We start from the raw sequence: 13,965 nt of genomic DNA, 5'->3' as shown, positions 1-13,965 counted from the left end.
CCACCCCGCCCGGCGTGGCCGCCGGCACGCCCACCGCCATCGAGGTCGACGGCCTCGTGAAGGACTTCACGCTGCGGCACAACCGCTCGCTGAAGGAGCTGGCGATGGCTAAGCTGCGGCGCCGGCCGATCTCCGACAGCTTCCGCGCGCTCGACGGCGTCGACCTGCACGTGCACCAGGGGGAGTCGGTGGCCCTGCTGGGGTTCAACGGCTCGGGCAAGTCGACGCTGCTGAAGCTGATCTCCGGCGTCATGCAGCCCGACGGCGGCACCATCGGCGTCCGCGGCCGGATCGCGGGGCTCATCGAGGTGGGCGCGGGTTTCCACCCCGACCTCACGGGCCGCGAGAACGTCTTCCTCAACGGCGCGATCCTCGGCATGGACGAGGCGACGATCACGGCGCGCTTCGACGACATCGTGGCCTTCTCCGAGATCGAGAAGTTCATCGACACCGAGGTGAAGTTCTACTCCTCGGGCATGTTCCTGCGGCTCGCCTTCGCCGTGGCGGTGCACACCGACCCCGAGGTCTTCCTCATCGACGAGATCCTCTCCGTCGGCGACGAGCCGTTCCAGAAGAAGTGCCTCGCGCGCATCGAGGAGCTGCGCGAGGAGGGCCGCACCCTCGTCATCGTCAGCCACGACCTCGACATGGTCGCGAACCTCTGCACGCGCGGCGTGCTGCTCGAGGGCGGCCGCATCGTCGCCGACGAGAGCGCGCTGCGCGTCGTGGCCCGCATGCGCGGCCAGGACCCGGACGTCGTGGAGCGCGAGCACGAGCGCGAGCGCACCCGCCGGGCCGCGGAGCGCGCCGCGGGGGGCGCGGGCGGTGACGGCCTCGCGGACCGGGCGCGGTGACGTGGGGTGAGGACGTGGGCGTGAGGAGCGTCGAGACCCCGGCCGCGGCCCCGGTGGCCCCGCGGCGCCGGCTGCCCGCGCGGGCCACCTGGGTGCCCCCGCTCGCCGTGGGCGGGCTCGCGGCGCTGACCTTCCTGCTGCTGCGCGGGGCGCTCGTCGACGACGCGTACATCACGCTCGCCTACGCCCGCAACGTCGCCTTCCACGGCACGTGGGGGCTGCTGTCCGACGTCACGTCGAACACCGCCACCTCGCCGCTGTGGGTGCTGCTGCTGTCCGCGGCGACGTTCGTGGTGCGCCGGCCGGTGCTCGCGCTCGGGATCCTGCACGTCGCGATCGCCGTCGCCCTCACCGCGACGCTGCGCAGCACCGCGCGCCGCACGGGCCTGCCGCCCTGGGCGGGCGTGCTCGGGGCCGTGCTCGTGGGCGTCAACCCGCTGCTGCTGTCGTCCGTGGGCCTGGAGTCGGGGTTCCTCGTGCTGCTCGTGGCGCTGCTGCTGCACACCGCGAGCGCGGGGCGCCCCGTCCGCTTCGGCCTCGTCGCCGGCGCGGTCGTGCTGACGCGCATGGACGCGGCCGTCGTCGTGGTGGTGCTGTCGCTGCTCACGCCCGCGGTGCTGCGCCGGCTGCACCTGGCCGTGGCCGCGGCGCTCGCCGTGGTCGTGCCGTGGCTCGTCTGGAGCTGGTTCTTCCTCGGCTCGGCGCTGCCGGACACCGTCATCATCAAGACGCTGCAGCGCTCCTGGGGCGAGTACGACGTCCACAACGGCCCGCTGCTCTACCTCGACGTCTACGCCGGCCACGCGGTGCTCGCGTTCCTGCCCGTGCTGCTGGGCGGGCTGGGCTGGTGCGTGCTGCTCGGCTACCACCTGCGGCGCGCCAGCGCGCCGGGCCTGCGCGCGTGGCCCTGGCTCGCGCTCGGGGTCGCGGGCGTGGCGCACTACGCGGCGCTGAGCGTCCTCGGTGTCCCGCCGTACCACTGGTACTACGCGGTCGTGGTGGCGACGACGTCGCTGGTCGCCGTGGCCGCGGTCGGCGCCTGCTGGGGCTCCCGGGAGCGGCTGGGCGCGCGCCCCGCCGGGCTCGGGGGCCTCGTGGCCGCGGCCGTGGTGCTGGCCGCGACGGGGGCCGCGGACGTCCGCACGGGCGTGCCGTGGACCATCGCGCCGATCCAGACGAACTTCGCCCACCCCGCCCAGTACCAGGCGATCGCGGGCGACCTCACGACCTACCTCCGCCAGCGGGGCGGGCCCCGGCACGTCGCCTCCCCGGGCGAGATCGGCCACCTGGCCTACGCGTGCGACTGCGTCGTGGACTACTTCGCCGACCCGGCGCTGATCCAGCCGCAGATCGACCAGGTCCGCGCGGGCGCGTCGCCGCTGCTGCGGCGCCTGCTGGACCTCAACTACCGCCACCGCGACGCCACCGCGGCCCCCGTGCCGCTGGCCGGGCGGATGCTGCGGTTCGACCCGGGCGACGAGCCCCCCGGCGCCCTGCTGCGCTGGCCGATCACCACGACGTGGCTGCTGGGCGACAGCGTCCTCGTCCTCCTGCCGCCCGACGGGGCCTGAGCGGCGCCCGAGCGCGCCCGTCCGCCCCCTCCCCTCCAGCCCCCGACCAGGAGCGCTCGTGACAGCCCCCACGACCATCGCCGCCGCGGACCTCGCGGCGCTGCGCTGGGTCCAGGACCACGCCCGCGGCGACGCCGTCGTGACCGGCGCCCGGCTGCTCAGCCACGCCGGTGAGCACGCGGCCGCCTGGATCGGGACGGGTCTGCTCGGCGCGGCGCTCGACCGCCGCCGCCGCCCCGCGTGGCTGGTCGCCACGGGCGCCGTGGTCGCCGCGCACGGCGCGAGCGTCGTGCTCAAGCGGGTCGCCCGCCGCCACCGCCCCCTCGACCACCGCGTGCAGGTGCGCGTGGCCGTCCCGAGCCGGTGGAGCATGCCGAGCTCGCACGCCACGTCGACCACCGCGGCCGCCGTCGTCTTCGCGCCCCTGCTGGGCGTCCCGACGTGGCCGCTGGTGCCCGCCATGGCGGCCTCCCGGCTCGTCCTCGGCGTGCACTACCCGAGCGACGTGACGGCGGGGGCGCTGCTGGGCGCGGCCACGGCCGTCGTCGCGCGCCGCACCGCGACCCGGCTGGGCGTGCGCTGATGCCCGCGCTGACGACCCCGTCCACGACGCGCCCGACGACGTCGGGGCCCGCGTGGCTGCGGGCCCTGCGCCCACGGCAGTGGGTCAAGAACGTCCTCGTGCTGGCGCCCGTGCTGCCCGCCGGGCCCCAGGTCGACGGGTCGACCTTCGTCGGCGCGGGCGTCGCCTTCGTGCTGTTCTGCCTCGTCTCCAGCTCGGTCTACCTCGTCAACGACGCCCGCGACGTGGAGTCCGACCGCGCGCACCCCCGCAAGCGGTACCGCCCCATCGCGGCGGGGGAGCTGAGCGTCGGCCGCGCGGTCGCCCTCGCCGTCCTCCTCGCGGTCGTGGGCCTGGGGGCCGGGTTCGCGTGGGAGCCCGGCCTCGCGGTCGTGCTGGCCGTCTACCTCGTCATCCAGCTCGCCTACTGCTTCGGCATGAAGCACGAGCCCGTCATCGAGCTCGCGAGCGTGGCCTCCGGCTTCCTGCTGCGGATGCTCGCGGGCGGCACGGCGGCCGGCATCCCGCTGTCCCGGTGGTTCCTGCTCACGGCGGCGTTCGGCTCGCTGTTCATGGCGGCCGGCAAGCGCTACGGCGAGGCCCGCCGCGGCGAGCTGACCGGCGAGGCCGTGCGCCGCGTCGTGGAGAAGTACTCCACGAGCTACCTGCGCTTCGTGTGGACGATGGCCGCCACGGTGGTCGTGACGACGTACGCCCTGTGGTGCCTGGAGGTGCTCTCGGACTCCCCGTGGAGCGTGGTCTCCATCGTCCCGTTCGTCCTCGCCGTGCTGCGCTACGCCGTCGACGTCGACCGGGGGGCCGCCGAGGAGCCCGAGGAGATCGCGTTGCACGACCGGGTGCTGGTCGGCCTCGCGGGCGCGTGGGTCGTCACCATGCTGCTGGCGGTGTGGGCGTGAGCCCGGGTGCGCTGCGGGGCCGGGTCCGCGCCGTCGCGACGCCCGAGCGCGTGGGCGAGGCGGCCCGCTTCCTCGTCACGGGCGGGGCGGCCTACCTGGCCGACCTCGTCGTCTTCAACGTCCTGATCTTCACGGGCACCGGCTCCGCGTGGGCCAAGGTCGTCTCGAGCGTCGTCGCGATCGCCGTGGCCTTCGTCGGCAGCCGCTACTACACGTGGCGGGAGCGCCGCAGCGAGCACCCCGTGCGCGAGTACGCGATGTTCCTGCTGCTGAGCGTCGTCGCCGCCGGCCTGCAGCTGCTGTGCCTGGTCATCACGCACTACGGGCTCGGCTGGACGAGCCCGCTCGCGGACAACCTCTCCAGCAACGTGGTCGGCATGGCCATCGCCACCGTCTTCCGGTTCCTGACGTTCCGGTCGCTGGTCTTCCCCGACCGCAGCGCCGCTACCCGCCCGTGAGGGGCCGGTCGTGACCGGCCGGTGGTGAGGGCGCGGCTGCCGGTGCTCGTGCCGGTGGGGCTGGCGGTGGCGTGGCTGCTGCTGCTCGTGGCCACGGGCTGGGGCACCGCGTCGTGGGAGCGCGGCTACGACCTCGCGGTGTACCGCCACGGCGCGGCCGACCTGCTCGCCGGCCGCGACGTGTACCTCCGGGTCACCGACCGGGGCCACTACTTCGTCTACCCGCCGTTGGCGGCCGCGCTGTTCACGCCCCTGCTGCTGCTGCCGGCGACCGCGGCGGTGTGGGTGTGGGACGCCCTGCTCGTGGCGGTCACGGTGCTCGCCGGCACGCGCCTGCTGCGCCTGCTGGGCGCGCGCGGGTGGGGCGTGGGGCTGGGCGTCGCGGCCGTCCTCGTGAGCGACCCGTTCGCCGAGGCCTTCGTGCTGGGGCAGGTGAGCCCGCTCGTCGTCCTGGGCCTCGTCGCTGGCTGCGCCGTCGCCGGCCGCCGCGGGGCCGCGCTCGCGGCCCTGGCCGCCGCGGTCAAGGTGACGCCCGCCCTCGTGCTGGTCGCCGTCGCGAACCCCGCCGCCCGCCGGCGCTTCGTGGCCCCGACGGTCGTCGTCGGGGGCGTCGTCACGCTGCTGGGCGCCCTGGCCGCCCCGGCGTCCTGGCGCAGCTACTTCACCGACCTGCTGTGGGACTCCGCGCGCGTCGCCGCGCCGGGCACCCCGACGAACAACTCCCTCGCGGGGGCGTTCGCCCACGCGGGGCTCGCGGCGGGGCCGAGCTCGGCGCTCGCGGCCGTCCTCGCGGTGCCGGTCGTCGTGCTCACGGTCCTCGTCGCCCGCGGCGTCGCGTGGTCCGAGGCCGCCGACCGCCTCCGCTTCGGCCTGCTCGTCAGCCTCGTGACGTGCCTGGTCTCGCCCGTGACGTGGAGCCACCACGCCCTGGCCGCGCCGCTCGCGGCCGTGCTGCTGCTGGCCCGCCCGCGCGCGGCCGGGGCGCGCGGGGGAGCCGTCCTGGTGACCGCTGCGCTCGTGCCGTGGCTGCTGCCCGTGCTGCAGTGGGGTGCGGCGCTGCAGGCGGGCGGGGGGCCGGGCGCCGTCGCCGGCGTGCTGCTGGCCGAGACCCGGCCCCTCGCCCTCCTGCTGCTGGTGCTGCTGCTGGCGAGGCCCCCGCGGCGCGGGGCGGTCGCCGGGGTGGGCCGCCTCAGTGGTGCGAGCCGACGGCCACCGTCTCCTTGATGCGGGACAGCGGCACGAGGGCGAGCAGCACGACGGCCGCCAGCACGACGTAGTGGACCGTGAACCCGAACTGGTCGATGATCTGGCCTGCGACCACCGAGGCGAACACGCCCGAGAGGCCGAGCGCGACCCCGATCATCAGGCCCATGGCGGTCCCGGCGGCCTTCGGCACCGAGTCCAGCAGGAGCGCGTAGACGACGGGGAACGGCGCGTTGCGGAACAGGCCCCAGAAGAGCAGGACGACCCAGGCGCTGGCGGGGCCCGCGATGAAGATCATCCCGAGCAGCGAGACCGACCAGCCGATGACGAGGAACGTGATGGCCGACTTGCGGCCCGTGCGGTCCGACAGCGTGCCCCAGACGATCTGCCCGATCCAGCCCGTGATGCCGGACGCGCCCGCGATGAGCGCGGCCTGCCCCTGGCCCATGCCCTGGTCGACGAACTGCGTCGTCAGGAACGTGACGGCGCCGGCCTCACCCCAGAGGAACAGGAACACCAGCGCGACGGCCCAGCGGACGTTCTTGCTCGCCAGCGCCTCCTTGACCGGCGCGACGAAGCTGCCCGACAGGCGCGTGGACAGTTCCGGCAGCGGCCGCGTGAGCTGGTTCTCGTCGATCCACTCGTAGACCTTCTGCTGGTTCTTCCGGGTCCCGATGAACGCCTGCGCGACGACGATGACGATGCCCAGGAGGGGGATGAGCAGGAAGGCCTCGCGCCAGCCGGCCACGCCCAGGATCGCGGCGATCATGGCCCCGGTCAGGAACTGCCCGATCGGGAACCCGGTGTGGTGCACGCCGAGCGCGAAACCGCGGTGCTCCTTGGGCCACCACTCGCCCACGAGGGCGACGTTGACGGGTTCGGAGCCGCCGCGGCTGATGCCCATCGGGATGCGCAGCAGCAGGAACGCCACGAAGCTGCCCGCGAAGCCGAAGGTGAGCGCACCGCCGACGATCGCGAACAGCATCGCGATGTTCCAGGTCCACGTGCGGCGGTACCCCGTGCCGATGCGGTCCGACGCCCAGCCGAAGGCGATCGCGCCCACGATGAGCGAGGCGAAGAACACCGAGTTGATGAGCCCGGCCTGCACGCTGTTGAGGCCGAACTCCTCGGTGATGGCCGGCAGGACGGCCGGCAGGATGCCGCCGTCGATCGACGTCATGAGGATGGCGCCCGTGGTGACCACGAGGGTCCACCACGACATGGCGTGCCCGCGCGGCAGCCACGGCTTGCCGGCGCCGGGGTTCACGGCGGTCTCGAAGGCCCCCTGCACGAGGCCCGGCCGCCCGTCGTCGGACCCCGCGCCCCGGGACCCCTGGTCAGGACTGCTACCGCTCACGGCTCTCCCTCGTCGGTGAAGTGAGTGCGGAGCCGGGTCGTGGACGGGCGGGGACCAGACCCCGCGCGCCGCAGGCCCGGAGCCCCTGTCGAAGGATGGGACCGGGTGCGGGGCTTGTCAACGCGAGAGGGGCTCAGACGTCTGACGTCGCGGGTCAGGACCGCGTGGTGCGTCCCGTCGCCGGGTCGAACGTCAGCGTGCCGCCCTGGAACCGCTGGGAGACGACGCCCGAACCCTGCTGGTCGCCGACGGGGTAGCCGAGGGCGCCGTTCTCCCAGCCCTGCGCGGCCCACGCGTCGCGGATCGGCCCGCGCACGCTCCGTACGCCGCCCACCGCGGTGGCGTAGATCGAGCCGCCCTGGAACTGCGTGTACCAGCCGGTGCCGGCGGGGGTCCGCCGGTCACCGGTGACGGGGAACCCGAGGGCGCCGTTCTCCCAGCCCTGCGCGGCCCACGCGTCGCGGATCCCGCCCCGGACCTCCTGGGCGCCCGTGGCCGGGGAGAAGTAGATCGAGCCGCCCTGGAAGTGGGTGAAGTACCCGCGGCCGTTCGGCGTCCGCAGGTCGCCCGTCGTGGGGTAGCCGAGCCCGTTCTCCCACCCGAGCGCCGCCCAGCGCTGGCGGATCGCGCCGCGCACCTCGTGCACGCCGGTCGCGGGGGAGAAGTAGATCGAGCCGCCCTGGAAGTGGGTGAAGTACCCGCTGCCGTTCGGCGTCCTCGTGTCGCCCGACGTCGGGAAGCCCAGGCCGTTCTCCCAGCCGAGGGCCGCCCAGCGGTCGCGGATGCCCCCGCGGACGTCGTGCGCGCCCGTCGCGGCGGAGAAGTAGATCGAGCCGCCCGCGAAGTGCTGGAACGCGCCGGGGGTCGAGGGGGTGGCCCGCTCACCGCTGAGAGCGCTCCCGAGCGGCCCCGCGGGGCCGCCCAGCGCCGCGTGCGCGAGCGCGATGGGGCTGGGCAGGGTGAACCAGTCCGAGCGCAGCCCGCCGAGCTGGCGCAGCTTCGTCCCGGTCACGGCCACCTCGCCGTTGGTGCACACGAGCGTGCCCCGCGTGACCCGGCCGCCGTCGGCGCCGCGCCCGGTGCGGGCCGTGACGACCAGGCTCGTGACGCGGCCGCCCGGAGCGCAGCCCGCGTCGAACGCCGACGCCGGCACCGTCGCGGTCCAGCTGGCGACGGGGTCCCCCGGGGCCTTGCCGCCCGGTGCGGAGAACGGGTCCTCGTTCGCCGTCAGGTACGGCTTGGAGCCCGCCACCGACCAGCCGCCGTTGGAGGAGGAGAACTGCGTGAAGGCGACCTCGCCGCCGTAGGTGCGGACCTGCCCGGCGGTCGCGGCGATCGCCGCGTTGGTCGAGGCGGGCTGCGTCCACGTCACGGTGCCGTTCGCGCTGCGGCTCTCGGCGCCGCGGTAGACCTGGCACGCCGTGGTGTCGCAGATGTCGGTCTCGGCCACGGGGCGCAGCACCGCCAGCGCGTAGCTGCGGGCGGCCACGGCCTGGGCCTGCAGGGCCTGGGCCGACCACGACGACGGCGACTCCGCCGGGACGACGCCGCGCAGGTAGGTCTCGAGCCGGACGTCGTTGACGACCGTGAGGCTCGCGCCGCGCACGACGCGCACCGTCCCCGCGTAGCGCGTCGAGCTGCCGTCGCCGCGCACCAGCAGCACGCCGTCGGGGCCGCTGAGCGTCGGGCCGGCGGGCCACGTCTCGGTCCAGCCCGCGACGCCGTTCGCGCCCGCCGTGGCGCTGGCCACGACCGACGCGCCCGCCGACGTCAGGACCAGGCGCTGACCCGGGGCCAGCGTGCGGCCCGAGGTCGACAGCGTCAGCGGTGCCGCGGTGGGTGCCGCCACGGTGACGGTCGGCCCCGTGAAGCCCGTCAGCCCGACCCGCAGGACGCGGTCCTCGCGCTGCGCGGGCGTCGTGCCCGGGTAGTAGGCGTCGAGGATCTGCCGGTGGCTCTGGCCCGCGAGGGCGCGGGACTGGGCGCCCCACTGCGACATGCCGATGCCGTGCCCGAACCCGTGACCGCTGAACGTGAACCGCCCGTCCGCGGGCACCGGCCGGACCTCGTCGGCGGCCGCCGGGGACGCCGTGAGGAGCGCGGCGCCCAGACCGGCCGCGAGCGTGGCGGTGACCAGGGCGGTCCGTGCGGTGCGGCGGCGGTGCATGGGGACTCCTCGTGAGCCGGTCAGCGGCGGGTGGCGGTGGTGGTGCGGCGGGCCGTGTCGTAGGTGATCCAGCCGCCCTGGAAGTCGAGCTGCAGGCCGCCGGGGACGGCGCGCTCCTCGCCGACGGGGTAGCCCAGGTAGCCCTTCTCCCAGCCGAGCGCGGCCCAGCGGTCGCGGATGGCGCCGCGCACGGCGTGCGCGCCCGTCGCGGCGGACCAGTACACGGACCCGCCCTGGAAGTGGCTGTAGTACCCGGTGCGGCCGGGCGTCGCGGTGTCCCCCGTGACCGGGAACCCCAGGCCCCGCTCCCAGCCCAGCGCGGCCCACCGCTCGCGGATCGCCCCGCGCACGACGTGGGCGCCGGTCGCGGGGGACCAGTAGATCGACCCGCCCTGGAAGTGGTTGAACGCGCCGGTCGCGCGCGGCGTCGGCGTCTCGTCCGTCAGCGGCAGGCCCAGGCCGGCCGGCCCGCCGGCCGCGATGAACGCGCCGCTGATCGAGCCGTGCACCTCGCGGGCGGGCAGCGTCGGCGACCCGCACACGCTGCCCCACCGGTAGGTGCGGCAGCGGTTGCCCGCCGTCAGCGTGCGCGGCCCCGGGGCCGGGCCGCCCAGCACGGAGCGCTCGCCGCCGAGGCGCACCCAGTGCCCCTCGAGCGGGTCGGCCGTGCCCGTCCACCAGGACGTCTCGCGCGCCGCCCCCGCGTGGCTGAGGGACACGTGGATGTGGTCGCGGTGGTCGTCGGGCCCCGTGTAGGGCTGCCAGCCGGCGTCGGGGCGGTAGGCCTTCCACACACGGGCGTCGAAGATGAGGTAGGCCACGCCGAGGCGCCGCGCGTTCGCCGCAGGACCGCCCGCGGCGTCGGGCGCCAGCAGCCAGCCCAGGAACTCCTCGGCCCGCGCCTTCTGCGCGGGGTCGGCCGCGTCGAGCATCCAGTCCAGGGCCCGGCCCTCGGAGTGGTCGCTCACGGGCACGCCGTTCGCGGGGCACGCCCGCGCGGTCCCGATGCTCTGGCGGCCGTAGGTGTCCAGGAGGAGCTGGCGCAGCGCCAGCGTCCCGGGCTGCGGCGCCTGGCAGGTCACCGGCGCCTGGTAGGCGGCGAAGGCGTCCACCGCGGCGGGCAGCCCCGCGGGCGGGCGCGGCGCGACGGCGGCCTGCGCCGCGGGCGCGGTGAGCAGGGGCGCGGTGACGGCCGCGGCGAGCCCGGTCAGCACCGCCGACCACGAGCCGCGCCGCGTTCTCGCCCGCCTCACGAGCGCTTCGCGGTCAGCTCACCGGTGCGCGAGTTCCAGGTGATCGTGCCGCCCTGGAAGTCCACGCGCAGCCCCTCCGCGACGGCGTACTCGTCGCGCGTGGGGAACCCGAGCCAGCCGTTCTCCCAGCCGAGCGAGGCCCACCGCTCGCGGATCGCGCCGCGGACCGCGTGCGCGCCCGTGGCCGGCGACCAGTAGACCGACCCGCCCTGGAAGTGGTTGTACCAGCCCTTGCCGTTGGGCGTCCGGGTGTCGTCGACCAGGGGGAACCCCAGGCCCCGCTCCCAGCCGAGGGACGCCCACTTGTCGCGGATCGCGCCGCGCGTGAGGTGCGCCCCCGTCGCCGCCGAGTAGTAGATCGACCCGTTCTGGAAGTGCGTGAAGAACCCGCCCGCGGCGCGGCTGTCGCCGGTCACCGGGTAGCCCAGGGAACCCCGCTCCCAGCCGCTCGCCGCCCACTTCGTGCGGATGGCGCCGCGGACGTCGCGCGCGCCCGTCGCGGGGGACCAGTAGATCGAGCCGTTCTGGAAGTGCGTGTACGCGCCGCCGAGGGCGGGGCCGTCGTCGCTGGTGGGGAAGCCGAGAGCGTTCTCCCACCCGAGGCGGGCGTACTCGGCGAGGATCGCCCCGCGCACGACGCGGGCGCCCAGCTCGGGGGTCGAGTAGATCGCCCCGCCCTGGAAGTACTGGAAGGAACCGCGGCCGTTGGGCACCTTGCCCTCGGCCGTGGTGGCCGCGCCGAGGAACCCGGCGGCGCCGCCCAGGGCCGCGTACTTGGCCGCGATGGCGGTCTGCGCCGAACTCGGCGAGGCGCTCATGAGTGCGGCGACGCGGTTGCGGATCGCGTCCATCTTCGTGTAGCCGACGTTGCCGGGGCACGCCGTGAACCCGACGTCGCGGTGGCCGTTGACCGTGCGCAGGGTCACCGTGGTCCCGGCCTTGAACCGGGCGGTACCGCCGCCCGCGGACGTCAGGACGGCGGAACCCTTGGCGGGCAGCCCGTACATCGACAGCTTCCACGCGATGACGCGCGCCACCGACTCCAGCGTCTCGGCCGACGGGGCGACCGAGGTGAAGTCGCCCATCATCGAGACCCCGAACGTGTCCGTGTTGAAGCCACCCGCGTGGGCCCCGACGACCGGCAGGTTCGTGCCGCCGGCCCGCCCCTCCCAGATCCCGCCGAAGCGGTCGACGACGAAGTTGTAGCCGAGGTCGCTCCAGCCCAGGCTCACCGTGTGGTACCGGTACATGCCGCGCATGACGGCGGCGACGTCGTCGCGGCCGTAGGAACCGCCGTCGGCGGTGTGGTGCACGACGCAGGCCTTGATGGTCTGGCTGTAGGACGGCGCGCCCTTGCGCAGCGACTCGTCGGCGCCCCAGCCCGCGCGCGAGGTGATCGCCGGCCGCGCGACGGCGAGCGTCGTGACGGGCGGGACGCCGTCGACGACGGGGGCGTCGGCCGGGGCCTCGGTCGTGTCGGTGGTGTCGGCGGGGGCCGCGAGCAGCGAGCGGCTGCTCCCGGCGTCGACGACGTGCAGCTGAGCGGTCGCGACGTCCGCGGCGGGCAGGCGCACCTCGACGGTCGCCGAGGAGCCGAGGCCGCCCACCCAGAGCGGGTCGGAGCCGGCGACGGCGGTGCGGGCGTCCAGGGAGTCCGGGTCGGGCTCGGAGTCGTTGAGGGGGAGCTCGGCCCAGGCGCTCCAGGTGCCGCCGACGCGGGTGCGCACGGCGACGCTCCCGGCGGTGGTGCCCGCGGGGAAGGTCACGCCGACCATGTGGCCGCCGCTGACCTGCACCTGCACGGTGCTCAGGGCGCCCGCGGAGCGCAGCACGCGCGTCGAGGACGCCGGGGCGTGCTCGGCCAGGCGGAAGGCACGGGTGGAGCCCCCGATCTGCAGGCCCGAGGCCGACAGCGCCGAGGCGCTGCGCGTCGCGGCCGACGCGCCGGGCGCCGCGAAGCAGGCGAGGGCGGACAGGACGCCGAGGCCCCCGCCGCTCCCGAGCAGCGTCCGCCGGGACAGGCGGGCAGGGCTGGGCGTGGAGGTGCGGGTGGGGCGCATGGAGGCCTCGCTCTGGTTCGACATCAACGGCAGGTCGCACCCACATGGGTGAACGCTCGTCTCAGGCATCGGCCTGGTCGGGGGGGAGCTTGAGCGCGCGACCGGATCGTTACGCAACGTAGGAGACGGTCGCCGTGTGAGACAAGGTGCAGGAGTGAACGACTGTGTAACATCCCTGTGATCACAGAGTCACTCTACGTCACTACCGTCTCACGTGTCGCGACGGCAGGGGGCGCGACACGCGGGACCGGCGACCGGCCGGGGGTGTGCCGCGGGCGGCTCAGCGGCTGCGGACCACGCCCAGCGGGGCGCCGCGGAAGCCGGGGAACACGTCGCCCAGGCTGCCGGCGCCCAGCCGCTTCGTGAGGACCTCGCCGACGACCGAGCGGTAGTCCGTCGTGCCCGCGAGGTCGCCGTCGAGCAGCTGCCCGGCGCCGAGCCCGGGCCAGCGGCCGTGCACGCGACCGCCGACGACGGGCCCGCCGAGCAGCAGCACGGCGTTGCCGTGGCCGTGGTCCAGCCCACCGGAGAGGTTCTCCCCCACGCGGCGCCCGAACTCGGAGAGCGTGATCAGGGTCGTCGTGGCGAGCTTGCCGCCGAGGTCGGTGGCGAAGGCCGCCAGCGCCGAGGAGAGCTCGGTGAGCTTGTCGCGCATCCAGCCGCCGTCGACCCGGCCGAGGCCGGCGTGCATGTCCCAGTCGCCGTAGTCGATGGTCAGCACCTGCACGGGGGCGCCCGAGCGGATCAGCGTCGCCGACTGCGCCAGGGCAGCGCCGAGGTCGCCGGCGGGGTACGCCGCGCCGTTGGCGGGGCCCGTGGCCGTCGTGCGGATGCGGGCGACGTCCTCCATGGCCGTCAGCAGCGTCGCCGCGGGCTGGGCGACGGCGGCGGGCGCGCCGGCGTGCATGCGGCGCAGCACGGCGTGCCACGTCGGGCGGTCGGCGCCCGGCCCGATGAGGGAGAACGCGTTGATCGAGTCCATGGTCGTCTCCTGCACCGGCCCCGCGAAGGACGGCGGCGACTGGACCCCCATCTGCACCCCGTTGAGCACCGAGCCGGTGCCCGTGGTGCCGAGCGTGCGGTCGATCCAGCCGGTGCGCACCGACGTCCCGGGCGCGGCGCGCTCCATCTCCTGCATCGCCGCGAAGTGCGAGCGCGAGGGCGTGTCCTGCCCGACGGCGTGCACGACGCCGAAGGTGCCGTTGCGCCAGAACGGCATGAGCGGCGCCATGGCCGGGTGCAGGCCGAACGTCTGGTCCAGGCCGAGCAGGGTGGAGCGGGGCACGGCGATGCTCGGCCGCGCCGCGTAGTAGCCGGGGTCGCCGCCGGGCACGACGGCGGACAGCCCGTCGAAGCCGCCGTGCAGGCTGAGCACGACGAGCGTCTCGCCCGTCCAGCCGGTGCCGGCCCACGAGACCTGGGTCGAGACGTCGCCGACGGCGAAGGCCGTGGCGCCCGCGGCCGAGGCGCCCAGGGCGGCCTTGAGCAGCGTGCGGCGCGAGAGCTGCGACGCCGCGCGGGCGCCCTCGTCGCAGGCGCAGCGGTCGGGGGACGGGGCGGGAC

General features: G+C 75.5%; 11 protein-coding genes. 6 read left to right on the top strand and 5 right to left on the bottom strand.

Translation table 11 applies throughout. The annotated features are described in order from the left end of the window. The first annotated feature begins 14 nt into the window (after positions 1-14). Genes GTR02_RS13295 through GTR02_RS13270 form a run of 6 tightly spaced genes read left to right on the top strand, consistent with a single transcriptional unit; the run spans position 15 to position 5,586 of the window. Positions 15-854, top strand: coding sequence for an ABC transporter ATP-binding protein (locus GTR02_RS13295; protein WP_166607977.1), 840 nt, complete (start codon positions 15-17; stop codon positions 852-854). Between the two features lie 20 nt (positions 855-874). Continuing rightward, a complete protein-coding gene (locus GTR02_RS13290) occupies positions 875-2,425 on the top strand; it encodes a hypothetical protein (protein WP_166607976.1) in 1,551 nt (516 codons plus the stop codon). A gap of 58 nt (positions 2,426-2,483) precedes the next feature. Next, the gene (locus GTR02_RS13285; RefSeq protein ID WP_166607975.1) at positions 2,484-3,008 is read left to right on the top strand and encodes a phosphatase PAP2 family protein; all 525 of its coding nucleotides are present in this window, start codon (positions 2,484-2,486) and stop codon (positions 3,006-3,008) included. Further along, positions 3,008-3,904 (top strand): decaprenyl-phosphate phosphoribosyltransferase, encoded by an 897-nt coding sequence (locus GTR02_RS13280; RefSeq protein WP_166607974.1) that lies wholly within the window; start codon positions 3,008-3,010, stop codon positions 3,902-3,904. Before GTR02_RS13285 ends, GTR02_RS13280 begins: the two co-directional genes overlap by 1 nt. Further along, positions 3,901-4,362 carry a GtrA family protein gene (locus tag GTR02_RS13275; protein ID WP_166607973.1) on the top strand — a complete coding sequence of 154 codons (462 nt, stop codon included), beginning with the start codon at positions 3,901-3,903 and terminating at the stop codon, positions 4,360-4,362. The genes GTR02_RS13280 and GTR02_RS13275 overlap by 4 nt, the downstream gene beginning before the upstream one ends. A 24-nt stretch (positions 4,363-4,386) precedes the next feature. Next, a complete protein-coding gene (locus tag GTR02_RS13270) occupies positions 4,387-5,586 on the top strand; it encodes a glycosyltransferase 87 family protein (protein ID WP_166607972.1) in 1,200 nt (399 codons plus the stop codon). Here GTR02_RS13270 and GTR02_RS13265 read toward each other — a convergent pair. The 5 genes from GTR02_RS13265 to GTR02_RS13245 form a co-directional block, all read right to left on the bottom strand. Beyond that, positions 5,552-6,922: an MFS transporter gene (locus tag GTR02_RS13265; RefSeq protein WP_166607971.1), complete on the bottom strand. Its 1,371-nt coding sequence runs from the start codon at positions 6,920-6,922 to the stop codon at positions 5,552-5,554. The two genes, GTR02_RS13270 and GTR02_RS13265, sit on opposite strands and share 35 nt — an antisense overlap. 154 nt (positions 6,923-7,076) lie before the next feature. Next, the gene (locus tag GTR02_RS13260; protein ID WP_166607970.1) at positions 7,077-9,089 is read right to left on the bottom strand and encodes a SpoIID/LytB domain-containing protein; all 2,013 of its coding nucleotides are present in this window, start codon (positions 9,087-9,089) and stop codon (positions 7,077-7,079) included. Between the two features lie 20 nt (positions 9,090-9,109). Beyond that, positions 9,110-10,342: a VldE C-terminal domain-containing protein gene (locus tag GTR02_RS13255; RefSeq protein WP_166607969.1), complete on the bottom strand. Its 1,233-nt coding sequence runs from the start codon at positions 10,340-10,342 to the stop codon at positions 9,110-9,112. Next, entirely contained in the window at positions 10,339-12,426 is a 2,088-nt protein-coding gene (locus tag GTR02_RS13250) for an N-acetylmuramoyl-L-alanine amidase (RefSeq protein WP_166607968.1), read from the bottom strand. Before GTR02_RS13250 ends, GTR02_RS13255 begins: the two co-directional genes overlap by 4 nt. A gap of 256 nt (positions 12,427-12,682) precedes the next feature. Beyond that, the coding region (locus tag GTR02_RS13245; protein WP_205709210.1) for a DUF1501 domain-containing protein at positions 12,683-13,965 on the bottom strand (1,283 nt) is incomplete at its 5' end.

Source organism: Kineococcus siccus, assembly GCF_009906795.1.
Classification (GTDB): Bacteria; Actinomycetota; Actinomycetes; order Actinomycetales; family Kineococcaceae; genus Kineococcus; species Kineococcus siccus.
Note: the sequence above shows the minus strand (reverse complement) of the source record. Positions and strands in the feature narration are given on the sequence as shown.